This window comes from Paramagnetospirillum marisnigri (assembly GCF_001650715.1).
GTDB classification, from domain to species: Bacteria; Pseudomonadota; Alphaproteobacteria; order Rhodospirillales; family Magnetospirillaceae; genus Phaeospirillum; species Phaeospirillum marisnigri.
In genome coordinates this window covers 69,587-96,519 of the sequence record NZ_LWQT01000037.1, presented here as the reverse complement: position 1 = coordinate 96,519, position 26,933 = coordinate 69,587, and the positions used below count along the sequence as shown (strand labels likewise).

31 protein-coding genes are annotated in these 26,933 nt (G+C 65.6%); 18 read left to right on the top strand and 13 right to left on the bottom strand.

The annotated features are described in order from the left end of the window. Window positions 1–30: 30 nt before the first annotated feature. The 7 genes from A6A04_RS02780 to A6A04_RS02750 all read right to left on the bottom strand — a co-directional run bounded on the left by A6A04_RS02780 (window position 31) and on the right by A6A04_RS02750 (window position 8,362). On the bottom strand, window positions 31–1,269 hold the full coding sequence (locus tag A6A04_RS02780; RefSeq protein WP_068489731.1) for an ABC transporter substrate-binding protein: 1,239 nt from the start codon (window positions 1,267–1,269) through the stop codon (window positions 31–33). Window positions 1,270–1,322: 53 nt separating this feature from the next. Beyond that, on the bottom strand, window positions 1,323–2,393 hold the full coding sequence (locus tag A6A04_RS02775; RefSeq protein ID WP_068489730.1) for a branched-chain amino acid ABC transporter permease: 1,071 nt from the start codon (window positions 2,391–2,393) through the stop codon (window positions 1,323–1,325). Window positions 2,394–2,397: 4 nt separating this feature from the next. After that, window positions 2,398–3,291, bottom strand: a complete 894-nt coding sequence (locus A6A04_RS02770; protein ID WP_068489729.1) for a branched-chain amino acid ABC transporter permease — start codon at window positions 3,289–3,291, stop codon at window positions 2,398–2,400. 10 nt (window positions 3,292–3,301) lie between these two features. After that, complete coding sequence (locus A6A04_RS02765; protein ID WP_068489728.1) at window positions 3,302–5,236, bottom strand: long-chain fatty acid--CoA ligase; 1,935 nt, start codon at window positions 5,234–5,236, stop codon at window positions 3,302–3,304. Continuing rightward, entirely contained in the window at window positions 5,233–6,060 is an 828-nt protein-coding gene (locus A6A04_RS02760) for an ABC transporter ATP-binding protein (protein ID WP_068489727.1), read from the bottom strand. Before A6A04_RS02760 ends, A6A04_RS02765 begins: the two co-directional genes overlap by 4 nt. Before the next feature lie 133 nt (window positions 6,061–6,193). Continuing rightward, the gene (gene mmsB, locus A6A04_RS02755; RefSeq protein ID WP_407670236.1) at window positions 6,194–7,114 is read right to left on the bottom strand and encodes a 3-hydroxyisobutyrate dehydrogenase; all 921 of its coding nucleotides are present in this window, start codon (window positions 7,112–7,114) and stop codon (window positions 6,194–6,196) included. Between the two features lie 111 nt (window positions 7,115–7,225). Next, entirely contained in the window at window positions 7,226–8,362 is a 1,137-nt protein-coding gene (locus A6A04_RS02750; protein ID WP_068489725.1) for an isobutyryl-CoA dehydrogenase, read from the bottom strand. A 220-nt stretch (window positions 8,363–8,582) separates the two neighbouring features. On the opposite strand from A6A04_RS02750, the gene A6A04_RS02745 reads away from it, so the two are divergent. The 4 genes from A6A04_RS02745 to A6A04_RS02730 all read left to right on the top strand — a co-directional run bounded on the left by A6A04_RS02745 (window position 8,583) and on the right by A6A04_RS02730 (window position 12,881). After that, window positions 8,583–9,242, top strand: coding sequence for a GntR family transcriptional regulator (locus tag A6A04_RS02745; protein ID WP_068489724.1), 660 nt, complete (start codon window positions 8,583–8,585; stop codon window positions 9,240–9,242). Window positions 9,243–9,463: 221 nt separating this feature from the next. Next, window positions 9,464–10,990 carry a malonate--CoA ligase gene (locus tag A6A04_RS02740; protein ID WP_068489723.1) on the top strand — a complete coding sequence of 509 codons (1,527 nt, stop codon included), beginning with the start codon at window positions 9,464–9,466 and terminating at the stop codon, window positions 10,988–10,990. 2 nt (window positions 10,991–10,992) lie between these two features. Then, window positions 10,993–12,027 carry an enoyl-CoA hydratase/isomerase family protein gene (locus tag A6A04_RS02735; RefSeq protein ID WP_068489722.1) on the top strand — a complete coding sequence of 345 codons (1,035 nt, stop codon included), beginning with the start codon at window positions 10,993–10,995 and terminating at the stop codon, window positions 12,025–12,027. Between the two features lie 92 nt (window positions 12,028–12,119). After that, complete coding sequence (locus tag A6A04_RS02730) at window positions 12,120–12,881, top strand: SDR family NAD(P)-dependent oxidoreductase (RefSeq protein ID WP_068489721.1); 762 nt, start codon at window positions 12,120–12,122, stop codon at window positions 12,879–12,881. A gap of 9 nt (window positions 12,882–12,890) precedes the next feature. Here A6A04_RS02730 and A6A04_RS02725 read toward each other — a convergent pair whose 3' ends face one another. Beyond that, window positions 12,891–13,124 (bottom strand): TraR/DksA C4-type zinc finger protein, encoded by a 234-nt coding sequence (locus tag A6A04_RS02725; RefSeq protein ID WP_068489720.1) that lies wholly within the window; start codon window positions 13,122–13,124, stop codon window positions 12,891–12,893. Window positions 13,125–13,319: 195 nt separating this feature from the next. Between A6A04_RS02725 and A6A04_RS02720 the strand changes: the two genes are divergently transcribed. Both A6A04_RS02720 and A6A04_RS02715 read left to right on the top strand, forming a co-directional pair. After that, on the top strand, window positions 13,320–13,532 hold the full coding sequence (locus A6A04_RS02720) for a hypothetical protein (protein ID WP_068489719.1): 213 nt from the start codon (window positions 13,320–13,322) through the stop codon (window positions 13,530–13,532). Between the two features lie 63 nt (window positions 13,533–13,595). Continuing rightward, entirely contained in the window at window positions 13,596–13,793 is a 198-nt protein-coding gene (locus tag A6A04_RS02715) for a CCE_0567 family metalloprotein (protein ID WP_068489718.1), read from the top strand. A gap of 67 nt (window positions 13,794–13,860) precedes the next feature. Here A6A04_RS02715 and murI read toward each other — a convergent pair whose 3' ends face one another. Continuing rightward, complete coding sequence (gene murI / locus A6A04_RS02710) at window positions 13,861–14,679, bottom strand: glutamate racemase (protein WP_068489717.1); 819 nt, start codon at window positions 14,677–14,679, stop codon at window positions 13,861–13,863. A 130-nt stretch (window positions 14,680–14,809) separates the two neighbouring features. On the opposite strand from murI, the gene A6A04_RS02705 reads away from it, so the two are divergent. From A6A04_RS02705 to A6A04_RS02685, 5 genes are all read left to right on the top strand, one after another. Beyond that, window positions 14,810–15,508: a cyclic nucleotide-binding domain-containing protein gene (locus A6A04_RS02705; RefSeq protein WP_068489716.1), complete on the top strand. Its 699-nt coding sequence runs from the start codon at window positions 14,810–14,812 to the stop codon at window positions 15,506–15,508. 4 nt (window positions 15,509–15,512) lie between these two features. Further along, entirely contained in the window at window positions 15,513–16,217 is a 705-nt protein-coding gene (locus A6A04_RS02700; RefSeq protein WP_068489715.1) for a helix-turn-helix domain-containing protein, read from the top strand. A 91-nt stretch (window positions 16,218–16,308) separates the two neighbouring features. Further along, on the top strand, window positions 16,309–16,890 hold the full coding sequence (locus A6A04_RS02695) for a DUF2249 domain-containing protein (RefSeq protein WP_068489714.1): 582 nt from the start codon (window positions 16,309–16,311) through the stop codon (window positions 16,888–16,890). Further along, the gene (locus A6A04_RS02690) at window positions 16,890–18,188 is read left to right on the top strand and encodes a hypothetical protein (RefSeq protein ID WP_068489713.1); all 1,299 of its coding nucleotides are present in this window, start codon (window positions 16,890–16,892) and stop codon (window positions 18,186–18,188) included. Before A6A04_RS02695 ends, A6A04_RS02690 begins: the two co-directional genes overlap by 1 nt. A 5-nt stretch (window positions 18,189–18,193) precedes the next feature. Next, complete coding sequence (locus A6A04_RS02685) at window positions 18,194–18,685, top strand: hemerythrin domain-containing protein (protein ID WP_068489712.1); 492 nt, start codon at window positions 18,194–18,196, stop codon at window positions 18,683–18,685. Window positions 18,686–18,712: 27 nt separating this feature from the next. Here the strand turns inward: A6A04_RS02685 and A6A04_RS02680 are convergent, their stop codons facing one another. Further along, on the bottom strand, window positions 18,713–19,057 hold the full coding sequence (locus tag A6A04_RS02680; protein WP_068489711.1) for a hypothetical protein: 345 nt from the start codon (window positions 19,055–19,057) through the stop codon (window positions 18,713–18,715). Window positions 19,058–19,197: 140 nt separating this feature from the next. On the opposite strand from A6A04_RS02680, the gene purU reads away from it, so the two are divergent. Beyond that, window positions 19,198–20,058, top strand: a complete 861-nt coding sequence (purU, locus tag A6A04_RS02675) for a formyltetrahydrofolate deformylase (RefSeq protein ID WP_068489710.1) — start codon at window positions 19,198–19,200, stop codon at window positions 20,056–20,058. Between the two features lies 1 nt (window position 20,059). On the opposite strand, the gene A6A04_RS02670 is transcribed toward purU, so the two are convergent. Next, complete coding sequence (locus tag A6A04_RS02670; RefSeq protein WP_082914647.1) at window positions 20,060–20,686, bottom strand: FecR family protein; 627 nt, start codon at window positions 20,684–20,686, stop codon at window positions 20,060–20,062. 76 nt (window positions 20,687–20,762) lie between these two features. Here A6A04_RS02670 and A6A04_RS02665 point away from each other — a divergent pair, with 76 nt between their 5' ends. The 5 genes from A6A04_RS02665 (at window position 20,763) to A6A04_RS02645 (ending at window position 25,701) form a co-directional block, all read left to right on the top strand. Beyond that, window positions 20,763–21,143: a DUF423 domain-containing protein gene (locus tag A6A04_RS02665; RefSeq protein WP_068489708.1), complete on the top strand. Its 381-nt coding sequence runs from the start codon at window positions 20,763–20,765 to the stop codon at window positions 21,141–21,143. 81 nt (window positions 21,144–21,224) lie between these two features. Then, window positions 21,225–21,590, top strand: coding sequence for a response regulator (locus A6A04_RS02660; protein ID WP_068489707.1), 366 nt, complete (start codon window positions 21,225–21,227; stop codon window positions 21,588–21,590). Window positions 21,591–21,612: 22 nt separating this feature from the next. Then, the gene (locus A6A04_RS02655; protein ID WP_172822722.1) at window positions 21,613–23,871 is read left to right on the top strand and encodes an ankyrin repeat domain-containing protein; all 2,259 of its coding nucleotides are present in this window, start codon (window positions 21,613–21,615) and stop codon (window positions 23,869–23,871) included. Between the two features lie 72 nt (window positions 23,872–23,943). Next, window positions 23,944–24,906: a hypothetical protein gene (locus A6A04_RS02650; protein ID WP_068489705.1), complete on the top strand. Its 963-nt coding sequence runs from the start codon at window positions 23,944–23,946 to the stop codon at window positions 24,904–24,906. Window positions 24,907–25,260: 354 nt separating this feature from the next. Beyond that, the gene (locus tag A6A04_RS02645; protein WP_068489704.1) at window positions 25,261–25,701 is read left to right on the top strand and encodes a CBS domain-containing protein; all 441 of its coding nucleotides are present in this window, start codon (window positions 25,261–25,263) and stop codon (window positions 25,699–25,701) included. Here A6A04_RS02645 and soxZ read toward each other — a convergent pair whose 3' ends face one another. Beyond that, on the bottom strand, window positions 25,702–26,031 hold the full coding sequence (gene soxZ / locus A6A04_RS02640; RefSeq protein WP_068489776.1) for a thiosulfate oxidation carrier complex protein SoxZ: 330 nt from the start codon (window positions 26,029–26,031) through the stop codon (window positions 25,702–25,704). Window positions 26,032–26,033: 2 nt separating this feature from the next. Then, complete coding sequence (locus tag A6A04_RS02635) at window positions 26,034–26,498, bottom strand: thiosulfate oxidation carrier protein SoxY (RefSeq protein ID WP_245651061.1); 465 nt, start codon at window positions 26,496–26,498, stop codon at window positions 26,034–26,036. Between the two features lie 182 nt (window positions 26,499–26,680). Between A6A04_RS02635 and A6A04_RS02630 the strand changes: the two genes are divergently transcribed. Beyond that, the gene (locus A6A04_RS02630) at window positions 26,681–26,908 is read left to right on the top strand and encodes a sulfurtransferase TusA family protein (RefSeq protein ID WP_068489702.1); all 228 of its coding nucleotides are present in this window, start codon (window positions 26,681–26,683) and stop codon (window positions 26,906–26,908) included. Window positions 26,909–26,933: the final 25 nt, after the last annotated feature.

Here is a 26,933-nt window from a genome sequence, read left to right as displayed (position 1 = left end):
GGCATGACGTGGAGGTCTTAACGTTATGACTTACCAGCCCAGCCATTCCTTGCGGCGGGGGATTTCGGCGGTATAGATCTGCTTCATGCCGATACTGCCGCCCTTGGTGGAGGCCTGGTAGACCTTCACCGTGGTGGTGCCGCGATGGTCCTCGTTGGTCCAGGTCGACGGCAGGCAGACGCCTTCCAGCCCGGCGGGGACCTTGTCCTTCATGCCTTCCATGGCCTTCTTGATGTTGGGGCCGCTGATGCCGCCCGACTTGGCGGCGGCTTCCATGGCTTCCTTCATGTAGAACACCGAGCAGACGGCGCGGATATAGTGCACCGGCCGGGCCTCGGCGCCCGAGGCATCGGAGACCTTGGAAATCTCCTTCACCAGCTTCATGCCGGGGACGTCGTCGGCCCAGGTGGCGGCGCCCACCACCCAGACCAGCTTGTCGGCGGCATCACCGGCGGTCTTCAGCGAGCCCTCGTCGGTGCCCCAGATATTGGCCAGGAACTGGGTGTTGACGCCCACGGTCTCGCACGACTTCAGCAGCGAAATGGTCGAGCCCGAGGTATTGGCCAGATAGGCGTATTGGGCGCCGGATTCCTTGAGCGACAGGCACTGGGCCTTGAAGTCGCCGGGCTTCAGCGAATACTGGATCTCGTTCAGCACGTCGAAGCCCAGTTCCTTGGCATAAGCGCCGCAGGACTGCTTGGGAGCGTTGGGATAGGGGTGGTTGTCGCCCATATGGACGTATTTCGGCTTGCCCGTTCCGCCCTTCTTCTTCCAGTCGTCGGCGGCCCATTGCACCAGGCCGCGGCAGGCGTCGGAATAGCTGGGGCCGTAGAAGAAGTTGTAGGGCGCGCCCTTGACCGAGGTCTTGCCCTGCGGGTCGGTCAGGTGGCCGGAATAGGAGGCCGAGAAATAGGGAATCTCGTCCTTGGCCACGTTGGTGACCAGCGCTTCGGTGTCGCCGGTGCCCCAACCCTGGATGGCCACCGCCTTTTCCGAGCCGGTCAGCTTCTTGTAGGCGGCCATGGCGCGCGGCACTTCATAGGCATAGTCCACGGTCTCGAAGATGATCTTCTTGCCCGCCACGCCGCCATTGGCGTTGATGTAGTTCATGGCGTCGGCGATGCCCTGGCCGTAGGGCTTGCCCACCGACGAGGTGGCGCCGGTGATGTCGGCGATATGGCCGACCAGGATGCCGTCGGCGGCCACCGCCGCTCCGGCGGTGACGGCCATGGCGGCCAGGGTGGCTCCGGTAGTCAGAATCCGCTTCATCTGGTTGTTCCTCCCAATTTGGTTCAGGCGTCTTGGTTTGTTGTTCTTATGGTTCAGTACGAGAAGGGATATAGCTTCCAATAGGACTTGATCAGGCGCCAGCGATGGACCAGTCCATCGGGCTCGAACATCAGGAACAGCACGATGGCCAGGCCGATGGCGGCCTCCTTGATATAGGCGAGCGCACTGGTCAGGGCGGGAATGTCGCCCGCCACATGTTTGATGGTGCTGACGGTGGCCTCGGTGGCTTCGGGCAGCAGCACCATGAAGGCGGTGCCCATCAGGGTGCCCATCACCGAGCCCATGCCGCCGATGATGATCATCCCCAGGAACTGGATCGACAGCAAGATGGTGAAGCCCTCGGCCGAGACATAGCCGAGATAGTGGCCGTAGAGCGCGCCGCCCACCCCGGCATAGAAGGACGAGATGCCGAAGGACAGGATGCGGTACTTGGTGAGGTTGATGCCCATCACCTCGGCCGACAGATAGTGGTCGCGCACGGCGACGAAGGCGCGGCCGTCGCGGGTGCGCAGCAGGTTGGCGCCCAGCAGATACATCACCACCAGGAAGAACAGCACCACGTAGAAGAAGCCCTTGTCGCCGCTGACCTCGTAGCCGAACACGTTGATCGGCCCGGCCATGGCGCCGGAGGACCCGCCGGTGAACCAGTTGGCGCGCGAGAAGAAGTCTTCCAGGATGAACTGGGAGGCGAAGGTGGCGATGGCGAGATACAGCCCCTTCAGCCGCCCGGCGGGAATGCCGAACAGCAGGCCCAGGGCGGTGGTCATGACCCCCGCCAGTGGGATGGCCAGCAGCACCGGCACGCCGAAACTGTTGTTGAGCCAGGCCGAGGCGAAGGCGCCGAAGCCGAAGAAGGCGGCATGGCCGAGGCTGATCTGGCCGGTGGAGCCCACCAGGATGTTGAGGCCCAGGGCGGCGATGCCGTAGTAGCCGATCTGGATCAGGATGGCCAATAGGTAGTTCGACGCCACCAGCGGCGCCGCCAGGGCCAGCACCACGCCGAAGATGCACCAGTTGCGCGACGCGGGCGTCAGGAAAAGCGTGGTGTCGGCGGCGTAGCTGGTCTTGAACTGGCCGCAGGGAATGAGGCTGCTGCTGATCATGGTCTCACACCCTCTCGATGGTCTTGGTGCCGAACAGGCCGTAGGGCTTGATCATCAGGATGATCACCAGCACGTAGAACGGCGCCACGGTGTAGAGGTTGCCCACATGCAGCCATTGGCCGTCCACGTATTCGGCCATGTTCTCCAACAGGCCGATGATCAGCCCGCCGATGATGGCGCCGACGATGGAATCCAGCCCGCCGACGATCACCGCCGGGAACACCTTGATGCCGAAGAAGGAGAGCGCCGAGGACACGCCGTTGACCATGCCCACCACCACGCCGGCCAGGGCGGAGACCATGGCCGAGATGGCCCAGGCCATGGCGAAGACATTCTTGACCGAGATGCCCAGGCTTTGCGCCACCTGCTGGTTGAAGGCGGTGGCCCGCATGGCCAGGCCCATGCGCGAGTATTTGAAGAACCAGGCGAACAGACCCATGATCACCACCGAGACCACCAGGCTCATCAGATAGGCGGGCTGGACCTGCAGGCCCAGCACATTGACTGACTTGACCGGGAAGATTTCCGGGAAGGGCTGCGGCCAGACGCCGAAGATGGACTTCATCACCGCCTGGAAGAAGATGGACAGGCCGATGGTGACCATGATCACGCTGATCACCGGCTCGCCGATCATGGGGCGCAGCACGACCATCTGCAGGGTGACGCCGAAGGCCAGCATGAACAGGAAGGTCATGGGAAAGGCGATCCAGAACGGCAGCGCCATGCTGGTGACCAGCCACCAGCAGGTCCAGGCGCCGATCAGCAGGAATTCGCCCTGGGCGAAGTTCACCACCTGGGTCGACTTGTAGATCAGCACGAAGCACATGGCGACGACGCCATACAGCGTGCCGACGATGACGCCGTTGACCATCAGTTGGAACAGCAGGTTCGATTCCATGGGGCGTCTCCTATTCGGCGGCCATCTGGGCTTTGGGCGGGGCCAGCAGGGTGACCACCTTGAGGTCGGTCTTGATCCGGGACGTGGTGCCGTCCTGGAAGGTGATGACCGCGTCCACCGGCACCATGGGCCGGTCGGCATAGACCGCGTCGATGATGTCGCCGTATTTGTCGTTGATGACGCCTCTGCGCACCTTGCGGGTGCGGGTCAGCTCGCCGTCGTCGGCGTCCAGCTCCTTGTAGAGCAGCAGGAATTTGCGGATGCGCTGCGGCTCGGGCAGGGTCTGGTTGACCTTTTCCACCTCGGCGGTCAGCAATTCGTAGACCTGTGGCTGCGCCGACAGATTGGTGTAGTTGGTGAAGCTGATGCCCTTGGCCTCGGCCCATTTCGACACGATGGAGAAACGGATGCAGATGATGGCCGACAGATAGGGCTTGTCCGAGCCCAGGATCACCGCCTCGGCGATGAAGGGCGAGAATTTCAGCTTGTTCTCGATGAACTGCGGCGAGAAGCGCACGCCCATCGAGGTGGTGGCCAGGTCCTTGATGCGGTCGATCACCACCAGATGGCCGTTTTCCTTCTTGATATAGCCCGCGTCGCCGGTCCGCAGCCAGTTGCCGTCGACGATGTCTGCGGTGCTGGTCTCGGGGCTCTTGTAATAGCCGGTGAACATGCCGTCGGTGGTGGCGACGATCTCGCCCACCCCGTTGGCGTCGGGATTGTCGATGCGCAGTTTGGCGTCGTCGAAGGGCACGCCCACCGAGTCGAAGTCGATATCGCCCTCGCGGTGCACGGTATAGGCCCCCGCCAGCTCGGTCTGGCCGTAGATCTGGCGCAGCGGCACCCCCATGGCCAGGAAGAAGCGGAAGGTCTCCGGCCCCAGCGCGGCGCCGCCGGTGGCGGCCGAGCGCAGGAAGGAAAAGCCGATGCGGTCCCTCAGCGCCGAGAACAGGATCAGGTCGGCCAGCTTGGACCGCTTGCCCTCGTCCAGCGCCTTCATGCCCAGCTTCATGCCCCAGTCGAACATCCACTGCTTGAAGCGGGTGGAATCCATCATGCGGGCACGCACATCGGCGGCGATGCCTTCCCACATGCGCGGCGCCAGCAAGATGAAGTTGGGGCCGATCTCGCGCATATCGGCCATCATGGTCTCGGGCTCTTCCACGAAATTCACGATGTTGCGCGCCACCAGCGGCTGGGCCACGGCATAAATCTGCTCCATGATCCAGGGCAGCGGCAGCACCGAGACGTAATTGTCGCCCGCCTGCTTGGGGTCGGCGCGCAGATAGGCGGCCGCATGGCGCAGGAAGGGACCGGCCTGCAGCATGGCCAGCTTGGGGTTCGAGGTGGTGCCCGAGGTGGTGCACAGAATGGCGACGTCGTCGCCCTTGCCCGCCGCCACCTCGGCCTCGAACAGGCCGGGCTTGGCCTGCAGCAGGTCCTCGGCCTTGACCCGCAGCTCGTCGGCCGAGATCAGCCGCGCGTCCTTGTATTTGCGCATGCCGCGCGGGTCGAAATAGACGATGTGCTTCAGGCAGGGGACCTCGGCCGAGATTTCCAGCAGCTTGTCCACCTGCTCCTCGTCCTCTGCCAGCACCGTGGTGGCGCCGGTATAGGTCAGCAGATAGGCGACCTCGGCATTCATGGAATCGTGGTAGATGCCCATGGACAGGGCGCCGACCGCATGGGCGGCCAACTCGCCCCACACGCTTTCGGGGCGGTTCTTGCCCAGGATGGCGATGACCTCGCCACGCTCGACCCCCAGGGCCTTGAGCCCCAGCGCGATCATCTTCACCCGGTCCAGGTAGTCGGCCCAGGTGAAGGCGTTCCAGATGCCGAACTCCTTTTCCCGCATGGCGGTGTCATTGGGCCAGCGTGTGGCGTTGTGCAGCAGCGCCTTGGGGAAGGTGTCGTGGATGGCGGTGTCAAGAAACTCGCTCGTCACGCTGCGTTCTCCCCGGCCGCTTCGTCGTCGTCGATGCCCAGATAGGCCACCTTGACCCGCTCATTGGCCATGACCTCGTCGGGCAGGCCTTCGGCGATCTTGCGGCCGAATTCCAGCACCATCACCCGGTGGCTGATATCCATCACCACCCCCATGTCGTGCTCGATCATCACCACCGTCATGCCCCATTCCTCGTTCAGATCGACGATGTAGCGGGCCATGTCCTCCTTCTCTTCCAGGTTCATGCCCGCCATGGGCTCGTCCAGCAGGATGATGGAGGGCTCCACCGCCATGGCGCGGGCCAGTTCCACCCGCTTGCGCAGGCCATAGGGCAGGGTGCCCGCCACCGCCTTGCGGATATGGGCGATTTCCAGGAAGTCGATGATGTCCTCGACCTTGCGGCGATGGGCCAGTTCCTCGCGCCGCGCCCCGGTCAGCCAGTACAGCGCGCCGCTGACGGCGTTGTTCCTCAGCAGGTGGTGGCGGCCGACCATGATGTTGTCCAGCACGCTCATATGGCCGAACAACGCCAGGTTCTGGAAGGTGCGGCCGAGGCCCAGGGTGGCGCGGGTATTGGGAGTCAGCCCGGTGACGTCGCGGCCCTTGAGGAATACCCGGCCCGAACTGGGCTTGTAGCGTCCCGAGACGCAGTTGAGCATGGAGGTCTTACCGGCGCCGTTGGGACCGATGATGGAGAACAGTTCCCCCTTCCTGACCTCGAAGCTGACCTCGGTCAGCGCCCGCACGCCGCCAAAGCCCAGCGACACGTCCCGCACTTCCAGCACGGGACGCGATTGGGGCGCGGCAATTCCTTCCACGGACATCGGCCTAGACTCCCGGACGGGATCGGCGTCATGGCCGATCCTTTATGTTTCCACCCTGTGAAAGGCCCCTCTTTGGCGGGGGCTCCATTTCAATAAACGAGCATACGTTTTTTTAATTGCCGCGCAAGCGGGTTTAGGTGCTTCCCCGCAGCATGTGGATAATGCCGGAAAAGTCGAGGCCGCCCTGGCCGGTTCCCGCCATCATGGCATAGAGCTGGGCCGCTTCGGCGCCGAGAGGGATCGAGGCCCCGGCAACCGAGGCCGCCTCCACCGCCAGCTTCAGGTCCTTCAGCATCATGGCGGCGGCGAAACCGGCCTTGTAGTCGCGATTGGCGGGCGAGGTCGGCACCGGGCCGGGCACCGGGCAATAGCTGGTCATGGACCAGCACTGCCCCGACGACTTGGAGGCGATGTCGAACAGCTTCTGGGCGTCCAGGCCCAGCTTCTCGGCCAGGGCGAAGGCCTCGCAGGTGCCGATCATGGAAATGCCCAGCAGCATGTTGTTGCAGATCTTGGCCGCCTGGCCATTGCCGGGGCCACCGGCATGGACGATGGTCTTGCCCATGGCCTCCAGGAACGGCTTGGCCGCTTCGAAAGCCGCGTCGGGACCGCCGACCATGAAGGTGAGCGTCGCCGCCTCGGCGCCGCCGACACCGCCCGACACCGGGGCGTCGACGAAGGCGTGGCCCGCCTTGGCGGCTTCCTCCGACACCAGACGGGCGGTGGCGACGTCGATGGTGGAGGAATCGATGAACACGGTTCCTTTACGGGCGGCGGCGAACAGGCCGCCTTCGCCCAGCATCACCGACTTCACATGGGCACCGGCGGGCAGCATGGTCACCACCACGTCCACATCGCGCGCCGCGTCGGCGGCGACCGTGACGGCGGCGGCCCCGGCATCGGCGGCGGATGTGCGCGCCGCCTCCGACAGGTCGAAAGCCTTTACCGCGTGGCCCGCTTTCAGCAGGTTGCGCATCATCGGCGCGCCCATATTGCCCAGACCGATGAATCCGACGCTCGCCATGTGGTTGTCCCTTTCCTTTTTGTCCCTCAAGCGCCGGGCGCTCACTCCGTTCGCTTGGCTTCCGCGCCACGTGGCGCGCGCCCTCAACGGGCTAGTCGCTTCGCTCCATCCTTGGAGCGCGGGCGTCCTCGCCCGCCTCCCCTAGCTCGTCAACGCTCGCCCCACGATCACCCGCATGATCTCGTTGGAGCCTTCCAGAATCTGGTGCACCCGCAGATCGCGCAGATAGCGCTCGATGGGGTATTCCTTGATATAGCCATAGCCGCCATGCAGTTGCAGCGCCGCGTCCACCACCGAGAACCCCACATCGGTGGCGACGCGCTTGGCCATGGCGCAGTGCACCGTGGCCTCGGACGACGCCCGGTCGAGGGAATCGGCGGCGCGGTGGATCATCAGCCGGGCAGCCTCCAGTTCGGTGGCCATGTCGGCCAGCTTGAACTGTGTCGCCTGGAAGGTGGCGATGGCCTGGCCGAATTGCTGGCGCTGCTTGGTGTAGTCCACCGCCAGTTCCAGGCATCGCCGGGCGCCGCCCAGCGAACAGGCGCCGATATTGATACGGCCGCCGTCCAGGCCCTTCATGGCGATCTTGAAGCCGTCGCCCTCGGCGCCGATGCGGTTGGCCACCGGGATGCGACAGTCCTCGAAAATGACCGAGGCGGTGGGCTGGCTTTTCCAGCCCAGCTTCTTTTCCTGCTTGCCGAAGTCGAGGCCGGGAGTTCCCGCCTCCACCACCAGGCAGGAAATGCCCTTGGGGCCGGGGCCGCCGGTGCGGGCCATCACCACATAGACATCCGAGCGGCCGCCGCCCGAGATGAAGGCCTTGGTGCCGTTCAGCACATAATGATCGCCGTCGCGCTCGGCCCGGGTGCGCAAGCTGGCGGCGTCGGAGCCGGCATTGGGCTCGGTCAGGCAGTAGCTGGCGAAACGCCGCATGGCGGTCAGGTCGGGCAGCCAGCGCTGGCGCTGGTCCTCGGTGCCGAAGCTGTCGATCATCCACGACGCCATGTTGTGGATGGAGATATAGGCGGCGGTGGAGGGGCAGGCGGCGGCCAGTTCCTCGAAGATCAGGGCGGCGTCCAGGCGCGACAGCTGCGAGCCGCCCACGTCTTCCCGCACATAGATCCCGGCGAAGCCCAGTTCGGCGGCCTTGCGCAAGGTGTCCTCGGGGAAGATGGACTCCTCGTCCCAAAGGGCGGCATGGGGCGCCATCTCGCCCTCGGCGAAATCGCGCGCCGCCTGGCGAAAGGCGTCCTGGTCGGAGGTCAGTCCGAAATCCATGGTGGCGTCCGTCCCTGTCCGGGCTCTGGCGGCCCGGTGTATGGTCAAAGCGTAGCGGTCTTGGCGACCGATGGCTATGGAATTAGCATATCGGATGCGGGCGGTCCATATCCTGTATACGGAAATGGTGAAATTTGTGTGCGGAGCATGCTTCCGGGTTAGACATGTATGACCGAGCTTGTATAGTGGTGGGCGTAACCGGGTGGTGCGGGATGGCAAGATGAGCGAGCAGAAGCGACCGGCGACCAGGGCTGACGAGATTCGTCAGGCCATCGAGAAGGACATCTTCCAGGGTGTGCTGCGCCCCGGAACGCGGCTGGACGAGGAAAGCCTGGCCGCCCGCTTCGGCTTGTCGCGAACCCCGGTGCGGGAAGCCATCCTGCAACTGGTCTATTCCGGTCTGGTGGTGAAGAAGCCCCGGCAGGGTGCGGTGGTGGCGCCGCTGGACCTGCACCGCATGGTGCAGATGTTCGAAGTCATGAGTGAAATCGAGGGGTTATGCGCCCGCTACGCCGCGCGGCGCATGTCGCCGGACGAGAAGGCCCGGCTGGCGGAGTTGCATGGCCGCGCCGCCAGTTTGTGCGAGTCCCGCGAGTTGGACGAATACTACGCCGTCAACCGCGCCTTCCACGACGCCATCTACGATGGCAGCCATAACGAGGTGCTGCAGGACATGGCGCGCTCGCTGTTCGCCCGCCTCGCCCCCTATCGCCGCTACCAGCTCAACCATCCCCATCGGGTGGAGGGCAGCTTCGCCGAGCATGGCGAGGTGGTGGCCGCCATCAGTGCCGCCGATCCCGACCGGGCCCAGGCCGCCATGCGCAAGCACGTCACCATTCAGGCCGATATTTTTGCTGAATTCGTGTCCATCATGTCGTGATCTTGTATCCAAGATGTGATGAATTTGGATACAATTTCCTGGCGCCCTGGTTCCAGGTGTGCTATCGCCGAAGACAGGATCAACCAAAGCAGTCGTCATGGCCGGGCTTGACCCGGCCATCCGCGTGATGCCGAGGCTCCGCCGCCCGAGGGGCGGAGCCATGGGGATGCCCGGAACAGGTCCGGGCATGACGACGAAATGGATGGGGAGTGCGCCGCCGCATGTTGGACAATCTGTTCGAGCTGTTCCGCTCGCGCTTTCCCGCCGACCGTTCCCGACCGTTCATCCAGGTGCCCGACGGCCAGACGCTCAGCTATGGCGATGTGGAGGCCCTATCGGCCCGCTTCGCCAATCTGCTGGTTTCGGTGGGGGTGGCGCCGGGTGACCGGGTGGCGGTGCAGGTGGACAAGTCGCCGGAAGCCGTCGCGTTGTATCTGGCCTGCATGCGTTGCGGCGGCGTGCTGCTGCCCCTCAATACCGCCTATCAGTCCGACGAGTTGGAATACTTCCTGTCCGATGCCGCTCCGGCGGCGGTGGTGTGCCAGCCGCACCGGCTGGCGGAACTGGAAGGCCTCGTCGCCAAGGCGGGGATCCGGGCCACGGTGCTGACCCTGGGGGCGACCGGCGATGGCAGCCTGTGCCAGCGCGCCAAGGGATTGCCGTCCGACATCGCCACCACCGGCCGGGGCGGCGACGACATCGCCGCCATCCTGTATTCCTCGGGCACCACCGGGCGGCCCAAGGGCGCCATGATGAGCCATCGCAACCTGGCCTCCAACGCGCTCACCCTGCACAAGCTGTGGGGCTTCCGGCCCGACGACGTGCTGCTGCACTGCCTGCCCATCTTCCACACCCACGGCCTGTTCGTGGCCATCAACTGCGTGCTGCTCAACGGCACGTCCATGATCTTCTGTCCCAAATTCGACGCCGAACAGGCCATCCGCCTGTTGTCCAAGGTGACGGTGTTCATGGGGGTGCCCACCTTCTACACCCGCTTCATCGCCAGCCCCTCGCTGACCCCCGCGGCCTGCCAGACCATGCGGCTGTTCATCTCGGGCTCGGCGCCACTGCTGGAAGAGACCTTCAACGAGTTCAAGGCGCGGACCGGATTCACCATTCTGGAACGCTACGGCATGACCGAGGGCGGCATGTTCACCTCCAATCCGCTGGACGGCGAGCGCCGGGCGGGGACGGTGGGCTTTCCCCTGCCGGATGTGGAGCTTCGCATCACCGACGAGGATGGGCGCGTGCTGCCCCAGGGCGAGATCGGCATCATCGAGGTCAAGGGGCCGAACATCTTCACGGGCTATTGGAACATGCCGGAGAAGACCAAGGCCGAGTTCACCGCCGACGGCTTTTTCAAGTCGGGCGATGTGGGCGTGGTGGACGAGCGGGGCTATGTCTCCATCGTCGGGCGCGCCAAGGACCTGATCATCTCGGGCGGCTACAACGTCTATCCCAAGGAGGTGGAGGACGCCATCGACCGCATGGCGGGCGTGGTCGAATCCGCCGTGGTCGGCATGCCCCATCCCGATTTCGGCGAGGCGGGCCTGGCGGTGGTGGTCACGCCCGCCGACACGGCCCTCACGCCCGATGGCATCATCGCCGATCTGCGCGGCCGTCTCGCCAACTACAAGGTGCCCAAGCAGGTGGTGCTGGTGCGCGACTTGCCCCGCAACGCCATGGGCAAGGTGCAAAAGACCGTGCTGCGCGACAGTTACGCCCAGATGTGGAAGGACAGCCTGTGACCATGACGTCTGAGATACATTTCGAGCGCCAGGGCCGCCTCGGCCGCATCACCCTGGACCGCCCCAAGGCGCTGAATGCCCTGACCCTGGATCAGGTCCACGTCCTGCATCCCCAGTTGGACGCCTGGGCCGCCGATCCCGAGGTCACCTGCGTGGTGATCGAGGGCACGGGCGAGAAGGCGTTTTGCGCCGGTGGCGACATCAAGCAGTTGTACGAGGCGTGCAAGGCGGGCGATCTGGAGTTCGTCGCCGCCTTCTATCGCGATGAATACCGCCTCAACCGCCGCATCAAGACCATGCCGAAACCCTATATCGCCCTGATCGGCGGCATCGTCATGGGCGGCGGCGTCGGCGTCTCGGTGCACGGCAAATACCGCATCGCCACCGAGAAGACCCTGTTCGCCATGCCGGAAACCGGCATCGGCTTCTTTCCCGATGTGGGCGGCAGCTATTTCCTGCCCCATCTTCCCGGTGCCATCGGCCAGTATCTCGGCCTGACCGGAACCAGGCTGAAGGCGGCCGATACTCTGCACGTGGGGGTGGCCACCCATTACGTGGACAGCGCCCGGATCCCCGCCTTGGTGGAAGCCCTGTCCGAGGCCCGCGATGAGGCCGGGGTCGCCGCCACCCTGGTCGGTTTCGCCTCCGACCCCGGCCCGGCGCCGCTGGATGACAAGCGCGCCCTGATCGACCGCTGCTTCGGCCATGACAGCCTGGATCAGGTCTTCGCCGCGCTGGAGGCGGAAACCAATCCCTTCGCCGCCGAGACCCTGGCCACGCTGCGCGCCAAGTCACCCCATCTGGTGGCGGTCAGCTTCGAGATGATCAAGCGCGGCCTGAGCCTGAGCTTCGACGAATGCATGAAGATGGAGTTCCGCCTCGCCCTGGCCCTGGCTCCGGCCCATGACTTCGTCGAGGGGGTGCGTGCCCTGCTGATCGACCGCGACAACCAGCCCCAATGGCGCGAGCGGGGAGCCGAGGCCGAGATACTGGCGGCGTTCGATGCGGTTCCCGCCTGCGGGGATCTGAGCTTTTAGTGTGCCCCCACCCCAACCCTCCCCCGGCCGGGCCGGGGGAGGGAGGGACCCGCGCAGCGGGAGGGAGGGGGCCTCATGACCAGGAGGCTTTCATGAACATCAACGGATTGGCCGCCATCGTCACCGGCGGCGGCTCGGGATTGGGGCAGGCCACCGCTCGGGCCCTGGCGGCCCAGGGCGCCAAGGTGGCGGTGTTCGATATCGATGCCGCCAAGGCCGAGGCCACCGCCAAGGAGATCGGCGGGGTCTTCGCAGGCTGCGACGTCACCGACGAGGCCTCGACCCTGGCCGCCTTTGCCAAGGCACGGGACGCCAACGGCCCCGCCCGCATCGCGGTCAGTTGCGCCGGGGTGGTGACGCCGGGCAAGGTGGTGGGGCGCAAGGGGCCGATGCCGCTGGAAACCTTCGCCCGCGTCATTCAGGTCAATCTGGTGGGAACCTTCAACGTCATGCGGCTTGCCGCCGCCGACATGGCCGGGCTGGAACCGCTGGAGGGCTTTGAGCGCGGCGTGGTGGTCAACACCGCTTCCATCGCCGCCTGGGACGGCCAGATCGGCCAGTGTGCCTATGCCTCCTCCAAGGGCGGCGTCGCCGCCCTGTCGCTGCCCGCCGCCCGTGAACTGGCGCCGCTGGGCATCCGGGTGATGGCGGTGGCGCCGGGCTATATGGAAACCCCCATGCTGGCGGGCATGCCCGACGAGGTCATGGAGGGGCTGGTGGCCTCCACCTTGTTCCCCCATCGCCTGGGGCGGCCCGAGGAATTCGCCAAGATGGTGCTGGCCATCATCGACAATCCCATGCTGAACGGCAGCGCCATCCGCCTCGACGGGGCGGTGCGCATGCCGCCGCAATAGGGACGGGAGCTAGGGACGGGGGCCGCAGCGGCGGTGGCGCAGGCGGTGGATTTCCTCTTCCTCGGCGCAGCAAGCGCACAGCCGGGCGCGGGGATTGGCCCGCAGCCGTTGCGGCTCAATGGGATCGGTGCAGGAACGGCAGACCCCCGAGGATGGCGGCCCGTCCAGGCGGAGCAGCACCGTTTGCAGGGCAGCCTCGGTAAAAACCTGCGAGCGTTCAGCGGCGTGATCGAGATCGTCCAACCCCATCCTCCATGTCCAGGTGACCGTGGCTGACAGTGGCAGTCCCTGCCGAAATGGAACAATGAAGAGTTGGTTGCAGTTGATTTCCATCAAATAGCCACAGTCCATGGCTACCGTAACTGAACCTTCGCTTGAAACCCTGCGGCCAAGCGGGTAGGCAAGGCCCAGATTTTGAACCCTGAGATGATTACCCCCATGTTTTCCACCAAGGACGAATTTCGCCACTGCCCCCATTGCGGTCAATTGACCCGCCATTCCATCGTGCGGGAAAGGGTGCTGGCGCCGGTTCTGTGGTGCCTCGGCTGCTTTCATACCCGCATCGGCGACGATCCGCCGGTCCAGGGGCATGCCATGGCCGCTCCCCTTTCATCGGCCGATGCAGGGCAGGCCTACCGCCTGGCGGGTTGAGGTCGGCGCATATCCTGATACAGTGATCGGGCCGCCACCGCCCACGTTTCAGGATGATCACCGATGAGCGATGTCGAAGCCATCAAGGCCGAGGTCAAGAAGCTGAACGCCCAGGCCACCCAGGCCAAGATGGACCTGCACGACCTGTCCGAGGAACTGCCGATCGGCTGGGAGCGGATACCCGAAGTGGCGAGGAACTGCCACGATCTCTATGCCAAGCTGACCGATGCCCGCGCCCGGCTGAAATCCGCCGGAGGCTGAACAGCGGGCGAGGATGCCCGCGCTCCGGGATCGCGTCGCGTTTTGGAGCGCGGACGCCTCGTCCGCCCTACAGGTCGATCCCCTCGATGTCGCGTTCCGCGATGGTCCAGGGCACGAACACCCGCGCCACCCGGGCGAAGCGCTCGGGGGCGTCGGTGGCAAGGTAGCGGACGGCTCCCGGTTCCCGCCCGGGGGTCCGCAGCCGGCGCAGCGACAGCAGGTCTTCCAGGACCATGGCGGTGGTCGATGCGGAATCCACCACCGCCACCTCGGGCAAAAGGCGGCGGAACAACGGCGCCAGGGCGGGAAAGTGGGTGCAGCCCAGCAGCAGGCAGTCGGCGGCCTCGGCACCGGAAAACAGCGAATCGAGATAATGGTGGGCGATCTGTTCGGCGATGTCGCCCTCCACCAGCCCTTCCTCCACCATGGCCACGAATAGCGGGCAGGGCAGTTGCGTCACCTGGGCATTGGGGCGTGAATGCAGGATGGCGCGGGGATAGGTGCCCGCCTGAACCGTGCTTTCCGTGGCCGCCACCACGATGCGGCCGCGGGCGGAAGCCGCTGCGGCGGCGGTGGCGCCGGGCTCGACCACGCCGATCACCGGCAGGCCGGGGAATTCAGCGCGCAGGGCCTCCAGCGCATGGGCCGACGAGGTGTTATCGGCCACCAGCAGCGCCTTGATGCCATAGGAGACCAGTCGGCGCGACGCCTCCAGGGCATAGGCCGCCACGGTCTGGGCGCTTTTGGTGCCATAGGGCAGGCGGGCGGTATCGCCCAGATAAATCAGCGATTCCTGGGGCAGGCGCTCGCGCACCGCCTTCAGCACGGTCAGCCCACCCACGCCGGAGTCGAAAATCCCGATGGGCAGTGCTGCTATGTCATTCATCTGTCAATTCCCCGAACGTCGTAACTCTTATATCCACGTCCCCGGCTCCCAGGGCAACCCATAAACCGCTGGAACGCCCGGCGCCTTCGTCGTAGGGTCTTGGCTTGGCTGGAAGATCGGAACGCGCATCATGACGCAGGGGCTGGACCGCGAAGTCCTGCTGCAGCTTCAGTTCGCCCCCCTGTTCACGGGGGTGATGGAAAAGGACGTCAAGGACCTGCTGGGCGGCGCCGAGGTCCTGAGCCTGGGGCACGAGCACGAGCTTTATCGCGAGGGCCAGGTGGTGGACCGCTTCTTCGTGGTGCTCGACGGCCATGTGGAGCTTTCGGTGGACGTGGAAGGCAAGAAGAGCGTGGTCGAGGTCGCCCGGCGCCCCACCGTTCTGGGCGATGCCGCCATGTTCGGGTCGGGACGCTATATCATGTCCGCCCGGGTGCTGACCGGTGCCCGCCTGCTGTCCATTCCGGCCCAGGCCTTTTGCCAGCGCCTGGAAGGCCGCATGGACATCATGCTGCACATGCTGACCACCATGTCGTTGCGCCTGCGCATGCTGGTGCGTCAGATCGCCGAATTGAAGCTGAAGACCACGGCCCAGCGCCTGGGCAGCTTCATGCTGACCATGGTGGAGGCCGACGAGGGGCGGGCGGAGCTGCGCTTTCCCTATGACAAGCGGCTGGTGGCCGACCAGTTGGGGATGAAGCCGGAAAGCCTGTCCCGCGCCCTGGCCAAACTGGCCCGGGTGGGTGTGGAATCGCGGCCGGACAATCTGGTGGTGATCGCCGATGTGGAGCGGCTGCGCGACTTCTGCGCCGAGGACGAGGTGGGATGACGCCATGAGCACCCTGACCACCGCCGATTTCGAACGGATCGCCAAGGCCCCCCTGTTGGCCGGGTTGGCCCTCAAGGACCTCTCCCTGCTGCTGGACGGCGCCCATGTGAGTTCCTATCCCGAGGTGGAACTGCTGTTCAGCCAGGGGGATAAGGCCGATCGCTTCTTCGTGGTGATGGAAGGCCGCGTCAACCTGTTCGCCCTGACCGAAACCGGCGACCAGTCCATCATCGAGGTGTTCGACCCCATCTGCACCTTTGCCGAGGCCGCCATTTTCTCGTCGGGCATCTTTCCGCTGAACTGCGAGGTGGCGGCAGGCTCGCGGTTGGCCCATATCCCCGCCGCCCCTTTCATGAAGCGCCTCGCCGACAATCCGGCCCTGGGCCTGGCCCTGCTGGGCGGCTTGGCCCGCTGGCAGACCCTACTGATCCGCGAGATCACCGAGTTGAAGAGCAAGTCGCCCAGCCAGAGGCTCGCCACCTTCCTGCTGGCCCTGGCCGCCAAGGCCCAGGCGGGCGGCAATTCCGAACGCGTGCGGCTGCCCATCACCAAGTCGGTCCTGGCCAGCCGCATCGGCATCGCCCCCGAAAGCCTGTCGCGTGCCCTCAACCGCCTCAAGACCGTCGGCGTCGAGACCCATGGCCGCGAGGTGGAAATCACCGATATCGATGCCCTGCGGAGACTTGTCCGCGAAGGTGCGAACGATTAAAACCTGTGCACCCGCCCCATCTGCTTAACGAACGTCAAGGTCGCTGCCTTGGCGAGACGTCAGGCTATGTCAAGAATTCGAAGGGCGCGTCATGGCAGCTACCACAATGGATTCCGGTGAAGCAGGCAAAGGCGGTCCACCCGAGTGGATGGCCCTGGCCCTGGACGCGGCGCCCATGGATGTGCGGGGATTTCTGGCGCAGGGGGAAGACCCCTTCGCCGCCATCATGGAAGCGGCCGCCGTCGTCGAATTCGGCGGCTTCCTGGTGATCGATGCGCCGTTCAATCCATCGCCGCTACGCCGCGTCCTGGCGGGACGCGGTTTCTCGTCCTACGGCCGCAAGTTGTCCGAAGGGCATTGGCGGGTGTTCTTCCACCTGGATGGCGGTGCCGACTGGGAAAGCGGCGCCGAGGTCCAGGTTCTGCCCGAGGGCGCCATGACCTGGCGCGAGGACGACGGCATCCATATCGACGTGCGCAAGCTCAGTCCGCCCAATCCCATGCTGGCCATCCTGCGGCTGATCGAGGGCCTGGACGGCGACGAGACCGTGGTGGTCCATCACGAGCGCGAGCCCCATTTCCTGATTCCGGAACTGGCGGAGCGTGGCTGGAGGATCGCCCGCGTCGCCAATGAGGTGGTCAATGTCCGCCTCTGGCTGGAGCGCGCCGTCTGATGTTCCCCGGAAGCCTGATGATGGGGGCGAAGGACCGCCTGCTGCCGCCCTCGGTGCCCTACCGCTTCTTCGTGGCCGCGGTGGCCTTCCATCTCGCCGCCTGGGTGCTGCTGGCCGTGGCCGGTCCCGATGCCGCCCTGGGCTTCGTCGGCGGCCAGGGTACCGCCCTGGCGGCGTTGCACCTGATCACGCTGGGAACCCTGGCCATGACCGCCATGGGAGCCGCCATCCAGCTGCTGCCCGTCGCCACCCGCCGCCCGCTGGGGCCGGTCTGGGCCTGCAAGCTGATGTTCGCCGTTTATGCGCCGGGAGTGGCGCTGTTCTGTACCGGCATCGCCCTGGCGGTGCCGGGGCTGCAGCATGGCGGCGCCGGTCTGGCGGCGCTGGGGCTGCTGATCTTCGGCGGCCTGGTGGCGGCCAATCTGCGCAAGGTCGACGATCTCCCGGGCGTTACCCGCCATGCCTGGCTGGCCCTGGCCGGGCTGCTTGGCATAGTCGTGCTGGGCTTTGCCCTGGTGGTGGATTTCACCAAGGGATTTCTGGGCGATCACGGCGCCATCGCCGCCGCCCATGGCGTGCTGGCCGCCTATGGCTTCATGGGCATGCTGGCGCTGGGCTTTTCCTATGTGCTGATCCCCATGTTCGTGCTGGGCTCGGCCGTGCCCGATGTGCTGGGCAAGCGTACCGCGCTGTTGTCCGCCGTGGCGCTGGGCCTCGGCGCCCTTGGTGCCGCCCTCGGGCTGGGCGTGCTGGCTGCCTTGGGGGCGTTGGTGGGACTGGCGGCGGCCGTTCTCTATCTCAAGGGCATGCGCGACAGCCTGAAGACCCGCATGAAGAAGCGGCTGGAGCCCTTCTTCCGCCTGGTGTGGATCGCCTGGGGCCTGCTGCCGTTCAGCCTGCTGCTGGCCCTGCCCCCGGCCCTGGGCGCGCCGCTTGATCCCTGGGGCGTGTTGTGGGGCTTCGTGCTGGTGTTCGGCTGGCTGCTGTCCTTCGTCACCGCCATCTTGCAGCGGATCATGCCCTTCCTGGCCTCCATGCATTCCTCGGCCCTGGGGGGCAAGCCCGCCCTGTTGTCCCATCTGTCGCCCAAATTGCCGGTGGACATTCACCTGGGCTGCCACGCGGTGGCGCTGGTCCTGATCGGCGTCGCCTTGGCGGGCGGTTGGGCCTGGCCCATGCGCCTTGGTGTCCTGGCCGGTCTGGCCGGGGCGGTTTCGTTCGGCGTCTACACGGTGGAAGTGTTGCGCCGCTATGGTTCCCACATGGCGGCCGCGGCCGCCGCCCATCAACAAGGATAGTCTTCATGAATACCCAGACCGGCGCCCTGCTGCATCAGGCCCATATGACCACCATCGAGGCGTTGCAGTCGTTGGACGAGCTTCTTGGCTCCAACAAGAAGGCGCCCGCCATGGACGACCTGCTGGGGCGCAAGCTGAAGCAACTGTCGGGCATTCTGCGGTCCGAGGTGGAAAGCCACTTCGCCTTCGAGGAGAACCACCTGTTCAAGGTGTTCATCAATCAGGGTGAGACCGGCATCGTCACCATGCTGACCCACGAGCATCAGTCCATCCTGCCGCTGGCCTTGCAGGTGGCCGATCTGGCGTTGGCGGCGTCGAGCGCCGGATTCACCGATGCCAGCTGGGGCGAGTTCAAGGATGCCGGGGCCGAACTGGTGGAACGCGAAATCTTCCACATCCAGAAGGAAGAGATGGGGCTGTTGGCCGCCATTTCCGCCATGGTCGACCCCGAGATCGACGAGGAACTGGCCGATATCTATCGCCGCGAAGTGGGCTGAGGCGGGTGACGGGGCGCGAAGCGCCCCTTATTCGCCGTCGTCGATGGCCGAGGCGGGCATGACGGTGACGCCCGAGCCGTCCTCTTCCTCGATCAGGACCACATCGCCCTCGATGCGGTCATCGCCCTCGGCGAGATGATTGAAATAGTGCCAGATGAACGAGACCGCGATGGTCTGGTCGATCTCGTCCTCCTCGTCCATCTCGTCCTCGTCCATGGCCGAAATGTCGCGCAGGATTTCCAGCGAGTCGTCGAACATTTCGGTGAGGTCGGGGCTGTCTTCCAGCACGTTCTTGATGATGTAGTCGTGCTCGGCGTCTTCCAGTTCGTACTTCCACTGGGCGGTGCCCGACTTGTAGTAGACGGTGATCATCGAGCCTCTCCTCAGGCAGAGCTGGAGTCGGCCCGGACCATCGGCGATTTACGCAAAAAAGGCAAGGGGGCGATTGCCGTCTTGGCGTGGAGGCGATCCTCGGCTAGACCTGTCGGCCAAGGAATTGACGGAGAAGAGGCATGGCCGACAAACAAGCTTGGATTCTGACCATCACCTGCCCCGACACGGTGGGGATCGTGGCGGCGGTTTCGGGCTTCCTGTCCCAGCACGACTGCTTCATCACCGAGGCCGCCCAGTTCGGTGATCCGCTGTCGTCGCGCTTCTTCATGCGCATCGTGTTCGGCCCCGGCGCCATGACGCCGCCCAAGGCCGAGGTCGAGAAGCTGTTCACCTCCATCGCCGACCGCTTCCAGATGATCTGGAAGCTGCATGATGCCAACCGCAAGGCCCGCGTGGTGATCCTGGTCTCCAAGTTTGGCCATTGTCTCAACGACTTGCTGCACCGCTACCACACAGGCCAGTTGCCCGTTGAGATTCCGGCGGTGATCTCCAATCACCAGGACATGCGTTCCATCGTCGAATGGCACGGCATTCCCTATCATTACCTGGCGGTGGACAAGCACGACAAAGCCGCCCAGGAGGCCCGGGTGCTCGAGGTGATCGACCGCGCCGACGCCGATCTGGTGGTGCTGGCCCGCTACATGCAAATTCTGTCCACCGACATGTGCATCCGGCTGCAGGGCCGCGCCATCAACATCCATCACTCGTTCCTGCCCAGCTTCAAGGGCGCCAAGCCCTATCACCAGGCCCATTCCCGCGGCGTCAAGATCATCGGCGCCACCGCCCATTACGTCACCGCCGACCTGGACGAAGGCCCCATCATCGAACAGGGGGTCGAGCGAGTGGACCATACCCATACCCCCGACGATCTGGTGGCCATCGGCCGCGACATCGAGAATGTGGTGCTGGCCCGCGCCGTGCGCTGGCACACCGAGCAGCGGGTGCTGCTCAATGGCTCCAAGACGGTGGTGTTCCGGTAGGTTATTTGTCGAAACTTACGGTGGCGAAGGCGCGCTTGATGCGGTCCTCGCCCCAGAAGGACGGCGGGGTGGGGGCCTCGCCCGCCACCGGAATCGAGGTCCCGGCGCCGGGCTCGTTCAGGTCCACGGCTCCCTTTGGGCTGGTGACCACGATGCGGCCGTCCAGCAGCAGCACATTCAGCGGATCCCCCAGCGAGCCGCCCCAGAATTTGGTGCCGCGCACTCCGACCGAAGCCATGGGCGTCTTGACCAGCAGCGGATGGTCGGGCAGCTTGCCGACCCGGCCGGATTCCACCAAGAAAGCGCCCGTCAGCACCGCCAGTTCGGCCTTGCCCCGGTTGGCGGCGGGCGCCCAGGCGAAACTCTCCACCACCAGTTCGGCGCCTTCGCCCAGGGTCAGGTCCATGCCATCGGCGAAGCGCAGTTCCAGGCGGGCACCGGGACCGGTGCGCAGCCGGTCGCCGCTGTTGACGGGATCGCCCACCGCCAGCGAGCGGCTGCCCCGGGCTTCCACGGCCTGGACCATGCCCTGCAGCCGGGTGATCAGGGCGGCGGCCTCGGCCCGGGCGGCATGGTGAGACATCAGCAGGAACAACAGGGCAAGGAGTGCTGCATGGCGGGGCTTCATTCTTCCCTCTCGTCCTGGTCGATGGGTCTGGTCATTATCGCCGCGCGATTCATCCATCGGTCAAGGAGTTATGCACATGCGTCCCTGGAGCCTGCTGGCGGGAGTCAACGGTGCCCTGGCCATCGGCCTGGCGGCCTATGGCGCCCATGGTGTCGACCCTCAGGCGGTGCCGCTGATGGAGAAGGCCTCGGCTTTCCAACTGATCCATGCCGTGGCCCTGCTTGCGCTGGAGGCGCGCGGCCTGAACGGCGATCGCTGGTCCATGGTGGCGGGCGTGCTGTTCGTGGCGGGAATGCTGCTGTTCTCGGGCTCGCTTTACGTCAAGGCGCTGAGCGGTCCGCTGCCGCTGCCCATGGTGACGCCGGCGGGAGGGGTGGCGTTCCTGCTGGGGTGGGGGGCGGTCGCGGTTTCGGCATGCGTCAGGCGGGCATCTCCATCGTTTGACTCAAGGCAATGAATTGGGGATGATGCGTCGATTGGATATGCAGTCGGTCTGATTTGTCTCCGGCGGCGCCGGGGAAGCGAATTGAGGAGCGGAATGGCGAAGTCGGTACTGATCGTTGAAGATAACGACTTGAACATGAAGTTGTTCAATGACCTGCTTCAGGCCAACGGCTACACCACCCTGCAGACCAAGGATGGGCGGGAAGTCATGGACATCGCCCGCAAGAGCCGTCCTGATCTTATCCTGATGGATATCCAGCTGCCCGAGATTTCCGGCCTGGAAATCACCAAGATGCTGAAGGAAGACGCCGAACTGAAGGCGATCCCGGTCATCGCCGTCACGGCCTTCGCCATGAAGGGCGACGAGGAGAAGATTCGCGAGGGCGGCTGCGAGGGCTATATCGCCAAGCCGATCTCGGTGTCGAACTTCCTGCAGACCGTTTCCCGCTTCCTTAGCTGATCCAGCCGCCATGCGCGCGGCCTTGCTCGTCGCACTGGCCGTGATCGCCGTTACGGTGATGGCGCTTGCGGCCGACCATTATCTATACCGTCCCACCATCGTTTTTGTTGACGACCGTCCCGGTGCCAGCCAGGCACCCCGGCGGGTACTGTCGCGCATTCAGGCCGACCTGGAGCGGGTGGCCGTGGGGGAGACGCCCTGGCCGCTGCCGCCGGGGGTCGGGCGTGATCCGCTGGAACGGCTGGTGGAGGCCGAGGACGCCCTGTTGCGCGGCCGCTGGCGCGCTTTCCACGATCATGCCGAGGCGGTGCGGGCCGAGGCGTTGCGAAGGCTGGCCCGCCAGGACGAAATGATCCGGGGGCAGCCCCATCAGGCCGATCTCGACCGGGTGATGCTGCCTCTCGCCTATGCCGAGGCCCTGACCCCGCCGAAGGGGGCCGAGCCGCTTGGCGTGCTGGTTCGCACCCTGCGGCTGGTGGATGCGGTGCTGGTGCTGGAGGCGGCGGAGACCTCCCATCACCAGATGCGTTACGATATGACGGCGCGGCGGAATCTCTGGGTCCTGACCGAGCGGGACGGCATCCTCGACGGAGTCCGGCTGCGGCTGCCCTGTCCCCTGGTCAAGGGCCGCGCCGCCGCCTTCGCCACCCTGGCCAAGGAGATGGGCGAACTGGCCGGGCCGCTGCTGTCCTGTCCGGTGCCCGATTCCCTGGCGGGGGACTTCGCCCTCTTGGAGCGTCTGGCCCGCCATCCCGCCGATTTCGCCCGCCACGCGGTGCCGCCGCCGCCCGCGCCGCCATCGCTCTACGGCGAGGCGCCACCCTCGCCGCCCTGGGACAAGGCCGCCGCCATCCGCTTCATGGATGTCAGCCCCGATGGCGCCGAACCGGCCTTGCGGCTGGCCACCCTCGACAGCGCCTCGGCGCGCCTCGACCTTGCCCTGTTCCTGCATGCGTTCCGCGACCGCTCCGCCGCCCGCGACGAGGAAATCCGCTCGCTGATGGCCGGGATCGACGGTCTGAGCCTGGGGCGGGTGCGAGAGAGCATGGGGCGCTTCTTCACGCCGCCGGTTCCCTATGACGGCACCGACGCCTCGCTGGTGCCCAGTCTGCGGCTGGCGGCCATGACCAAGGTGGCGGAAAGCCGTTCGGGAGAGCGGTATGTCTATTCCTACGCCATTCCCTGCGCCGTGCTGCTGGCCCGGCCCGCCCTGGCGGCGGCCATGGACTTCACCGCCGCACCCGGTCCCGACGACGATTCCATGACCGTGGACTTCACGCCCGCCATATCCGGATGCCTGGCCGGGCGGGGACGGGTGCCCGGCTTCCCCGAGGCCGATCTGGCCGCCTTCGTCGAGGCCAGTGCCGCCGCCGATGGCGCCCAGAACGGCAATCATCCCAAGACGCCGCGCTATCCGGTGATGCAGATGGATTTGCCCCGGATGGCGGCGGTGGTGTTCGATCCGCGCCAGACTTTGGACTGGCCCGAGCCGGTGATGGAGTTCCCCTACCAGACCTGGGGCTATGGCTCGCTGGACAATCACGCAGCGGCGGAGACATTGCGATCGGCCTATCTGCGGGCGCGGGAGTCGCTGGCGGGCTGGTTCCGCGCCAAGGGCCTGTCCGAGGCCGAGTCCGTCTCGGGGGCGTCACGCGCCCTGTTCGTCCTGGCCCATGGCTCGTCCTGTGGCGATGCGCCGCCGCCCGCCTCGCTGCGCCGATTGCTGCTGGAGCGGGCCTCGGTGGCGCGCATGGCCGAACTGCCTCCGCCCGAGCCCGAGAGGCTGAAACCCTTCGGTGATTGCGCCCGCTTTGCTCCGTTCGACCCGCTGGTGCATCTGGCGGTGGGGCATCCCGCCCTGCCACTGCTGTGGGAACTGGCGGGCGGCAAGATGGTGCCCGATCCCGAGGGCTTCGCCAGCCTGCGCGACGTCGACCGCCGCAACCATTTCGGCAAGACGCCGCTGATGGAGGCGGCACGCTTCGATCTGGCCAATGCGGCCGCCTTCCTGTTGGACAAGGGCGCCAGGGTCAATGCCGATACCTGGCAGACGAGCAGGCTCCAGCCCTTGGCCCATGATTCCCGCACCGCCTTGATCTACGCCGCCAGCAATGGCTCGGCCGCCACCATCCGCCTGCTGCTGGCGGCGGGCGCCGATCGCCGCCAGACCGATTCCAAGGGCTTGCGCGCCGTGCATTACCTGCTGGGGCTGGGGCCGCTGCCCGCCAATATGCGGTTGAGTCCCGCCGAGCGCGAGGAACTGGTTCGCGCCCTGTACTGAAAGCGGGGCTGACTCCCAGGCCGGGCTCGGTTATGGTCCGCCGCCGAACCGGGATCAAGGATCATCCGAGCAATGTCGAAGAACACGGTTATCGCGGGCGCGGCGGCGCTGCTGGTGGCGGCTGGCCTGGGGGCGTGGTGGCTTGGCAGCCATCTTCCCGCCACCGGCGCCGAGGACTTCTCGCCGCTGCCGGGCGACGGGCTGGTCACCTTCGCCCGCATCCAGACCGAGATGAACCGGGCCGCCGCCGGGCGTCCCGCCCTGGCGACGCCGCCCGAGGCCGATCCGCTGGAAAAGGTTGCCCGCGCCCTGCGTGAGTTCCTCACCGGCAACACGGTCAGGGCCGCCAGCCTGCTGGACGAAGTCGATACCGAAATCGAGGCGCGGGTTCCCAGCGAGGAACAGGTGGCCGCCGATCCTCTGCTGGCCGACAAGGAGGAATGGCTGATCAGCTATTTCGACCTGCTGCCTGAACCGCCCTCGGGTAAGGGGATCAAGGCCGACACCTATGTCTTCAACCGGCTGGCGGTGACCTTGCGCCGGGTCGATGCGATCTTGCTGGCCGAAATCCTGCCCACCCTCAAGGGCTATGACCTGGTGGCGCGCCGGGCCGAGCCCGAGCCGTCGGTATTCGATGGCATGGTGCTGCGCCTGCCCTGCCGTCTGGCCGCCAGCCACCGCCCGGCCCTGGCCGAGGCGACCCGGCTGCTGGGGAGGCTGGCGGTGTCGCCCACCGATTGCCCGACCTCCAGGGGGCGCGAGGCCGATATGGAATTGCTGGAGCGTATCGCCCGCGACCCGGCCACGGCCCTGGTCAGCGCCGCCGATGGCAGTGGCGCGGTTCCCCGCGACCTGCGCACCAGTCTGATGACCGCCGCTGCCAAGGGCAGCATGGCCGATATCTCCAAGGCCCTGGCGGCCGGAGGGGATCCACAGCGGGCCGATGCCCGTGGCCGCACCGCGTTGCACTACCTGCTGGGCAATGCCGCCGTCACCGGCGCCGACCGGGCACAAGCGATAAAGCTGCTGTTCTAGAGCGGCGTGCCCTATATGTGAAACGCCCTGACGGAGGGGATTTGGTTCAGAATCGAGGCAAGGGGCGCGGAGCGTAGCCAATGCTACGGTCAAGCTCCTTGCCGACGATGATGGAGCAAATCCGCCTGTCCCTTCGGGTTTCCATGGGGCGGGCATCCGCTACGTTCCGCTTCTTGCCCGATGCGCCGCATCGCGCGGCGAAGCGCGCCTCGCGGCCTGTCTCGCCCCATGAGAAACAGGGCTGTTTCAGATATAGGGCTCCACGCTCTAAAGGGATAGCCCCCCTTGAAGGGGGGGCAGTCCCATCCCTTATCTTCCCTATGGGTGTGAAGACCTGATTGGGGAGGATTGAGAATGATCGTCAAGACCATCATGAAGGCCAAGGCGCGTGGCGGTGGCATCGTCAGCATTTCGCCGGATGCATCTGTGGGTGATGCCGCCCGGTTGCTGGCCGAGTACAAGATCGGCGCGGTGCTGGCCATGGATGGCGACAAGGTGGCTGGCATCTTGTCCGAACGCGACATCGTGCGTGGTTTGGCCCAGGCGGTGGATGTCTGCTCAACCGCCAGGGTGCGCGACCTGATGACCGCCGAGGTCTTTGTCTGTCACGAGGATGATACCGTCGAGCGGTTGATGGAAATCATGACCAGCAAGCGCATCCGCCACCTGCCGGTCATGGGCACCGATGGCAGGGTCAGCGGCATCGTCACCATCGGCGACGTGGTGAAGTCGCGCCTGGACGAGACCAAGATGGAGGCGGATTCGCTCCGCGACTACGTCATGGCGGGGCGCTGATCATTCCACCACGATGTCGTGGACGTATTCATAGACCGCCCCGGCTTCATCCCACCAGGTCAGCTTGATCTTGCCGCTGGCCGGGGCGGCGGCGAAAAAACTGGTGATCGGGTTGGCCGAAACGCCCTGATACCAGTCGGCGCTGATCACCGGCTCGTCGTTCCAGGTGCAGGTGAATTTGTTGACGATGCGCCGGGGTATCGGCTTGCCATCACCGTCCTTGCGCTGGCCACTTTCCATGTCGTGGCTGAGCTGGGCCTTGATCTCGATGATCTCGCCCTTCTTCGCCTTGGCGGGGATGCGGACCTTGACGCGGTCGGAATTCGCCATGATCAGCCTCCGCATCCGCCAATGGTGACCTTGATCTCCTGGCGATCCATCCAGACCGCCCCGTCGCTGGTGACCGCATAGGCACGCAGGAACTGGGTCTTGGCCAGACGCATGCGGAAATTGACCTCGGCGCGGCCAGAGCGCGGCGTCAGGTACCACGAGGCCACCACCGGATAGGGATTGCCCTCGGCCAGCACATGGATGGCCTTGACGTGGTCGGCGGGAGTCATGGGGCTGTCCACCACCACGCCGATGGGCTCGAAGGCGCCGCTTTCGGCGGTGTCCTTGATCTTCAGATGAACGCGGCCTTCCTTGGCGGCGAATTTGCCCATCAGCTTGCGGGCGGCTTCCTCGGTCTCGGCGGCGTCGGCCCGGGCGGGCGACACGGGCGTCATGCTTAAGGCCACGGCACTCGCCGCGCCCGCCGCCAGCACGCCACGGCGGCTCATGGGTCTTTGACTGTTCACCTCAGGCACTCCCCGGTACGGATTCTCTTTTATATTATCGGGCGATGCTAGCGGAGCGGCGGCGGCCGATGCAACATGTATATGATGATATCTTGATATTAGCGATTGTTCATGGGACTGTAGCGGCAAAACACAATCTGGTACCCTTTGCCAAGCAATGACACTCCCAGGGAGGAATAGGAATGTCGAACACCGTTCTGGACGTGAAGGGGCTGAATTGCCCGCTGCCCATCCTGCGGGCCAAGAAGGCCATCAAGGAACTGGCCGATGGCGCCATGCTCGAGGTCATCGCCACCGACCCCGGGTCGGTCAAGGATTTCGACGCCTTCTGCCGCCAGACCGGCAATACCCTGGTCAGCCAGAAGGAAGAGGCCGGCGTCTATACCTTTGAAATCAAGAAGGGGGCCTGACGGCTCCGGGCGAGATCAAAAAGGG

Coding starts and splice junctions, on each gene's coding strand:
- A6A04_RS02780 (WP_068489731.1), bottom strand. CDS start 1,269: ATGAAGCGGATTCTGACTACCGGAGCCACCCTGGCCGCCATGGCCGTC.
- A6A04_RS02775 (WP_068489730.1), bottom strand. CDS start 2,393: ATGATCAGCAGCAGCCTCATTCCCTGCGGCCAGTTCAAGACCAGCTAC.
- A6A04_RS02770 (WP_068489729.1), bottom strand. CDS start 3,291: ATGGAATCGAACCTGCTGTTCCAACTGATGGTCAACGGCGTCATCGTC.
- A6A04_RS02760 (WP_068489727.1), bottom strand. CDS start 6,060: ATGTCCGTGGAAGGAATTGCCGCGCCCCAATCGCGTCCCGTGCTGGAA.
- A6A04_RS02750 (WP_068489725.1), bottom strand. CDS start 8,362: ATGGATTTCGGACTGACCTCCGACCAGGACGCCTTTCGCCAGGCGGCG.
- A6A04_RS02745 (WP_068489724.1), top strand. CDS start 8,583: ATGAGCGAGCAGAAGCGACCGGCGACCAGGGCTGACGAGATTCGTCAG.
- A6A04_RS02740 (WP_068489723.1), top strand. CDS start 9,464: ATGTTGGACAATCTGTTCGAGCTGTTCCGCTCGCGCTTTCCCGCCGAC.
- A6A04_RS02735 (WP_068489722.1), top strand. CDS start 10,993: ATGACGTCTGAGATACATTTCGAGCGCCAGGGCCGCCTCGGCCGCATC.
- A6A04_RS02730 (WP_068489721.1), top strand. CDS start 12,120: ATGAACATCAACGGATTGGCCGCCATCGTCACCGGCGGCGGCTCGGGA.
- A6A04_RS02720 (WP_068489719.1), top strand. CDS start 13,320: ATGTTTTCCACCAAGGACGAATTTCGCCACTGCCCCCATTGCGGTCAA.
- A6A04_RS02715 (WP_068489718.1), top strand. CDS start 13,596: ATGAGCGATGTCGAAGCCATCAAGGCCGAGGTCAAGAAGCTGAACGCC.
- murI (WP_068489717.1), bottom strand. CDS start 14,679: ATGAATGACATAGCAGCACTGCCCATCGGGATTTTCGACTCCGGCGTG.
- A6A04_RS02705 (WP_068489716.1), top strand. CDS start 14,810: ATGACGCAGGGGCTGGACCGCGAAGTCCTGCTGCAGCTTCAGTTCGCC.
- A6A04_RS02700 (WP_068489715.1), top strand. CDS start 15,513: ATGAGCACCCTGACCACCGCCGATTTCGAACGGATCGCCAAGGCCCCC.
- A6A04_RS02695 (WP_068489714.1), top strand. CDS start 16,309: ATGGCAGCTACCACAATGGATTCCGGTGAAGCAGGCAAAGGCGGTCCA.
- A6A04_RS02690 (WP_068489713.1), top strand. CDS start 16,890: ATGTTCCCCGGAAGCCTGATGATGGGGGCGAAGGACCGCCTGCTGCCG.
- A6A04_RS02685 (WP_068489712.1), top strand. CDS start 18,194: ATGAATACCCAGACCGGCGCCCTGCTGCATCAGGCCCATATGACCACC.
- A6A04_RS02680 (WP_068489711.1), bottom strand. CDS start 19,057: ATGATCACCGTCTACTACAAGTCGGGCACCGCCCAGTGGAAGTACGAA.
- purU (WP_068489710.1), top strand. CDS start 19,198: ATGGCCGACAAACAAGCTTGGATTCTGACCATCACCTGCCCCGACACG.
- A6A04_RS02670 (WP_082914647.1), bottom strand. CDS start 20,686: ATGAAGCCCCGCCATGCAGCACTCCTTGCCCTGTTGTTCCTGCTGATG.
- A6A04_RS02665 (WP_068489708.1), top strand. CDS start 20,763: ATGCGTCCCTGGAGCCTGCTGGCGGGAGTCAACGGTGCCCTGGCCATC.
- A6A04_RS02660 (WP_068489707.1), top strand. CDS start 21,225: ATGGCGAAGTCGGTACTGATCGTTGAAGATAACGACTTGAACATGAAG.
- A6A04_RS02650 (WP_068489705.1), top strand. CDS start 23,944: ATGTCGAAGAACACGGTTATCGCGGGCGCGGCGGCGCTGCTGGTGGCG.
- A6A04_RS02645 (WP_068489704.1), top strand. CDS start 25,261: ATGATCGTCAAGACCATCATGAAGGCCAAGGCGCGTGGCGGTGGCATC.
- soxZ (WP_068489776.1), bottom strand. CDS start 26,031: ATGGCGAATTCCGACCGCGTCAAGGTCCGCATCCCCGCCAAGGCGAAG.
- A6A04_RS02630 (WP_068489702.1), top strand. CDS start 26,681: ATGTCGAACACCGTTCTGGACGTGAAGGGGCTGAATTGCCCGCTGCCC.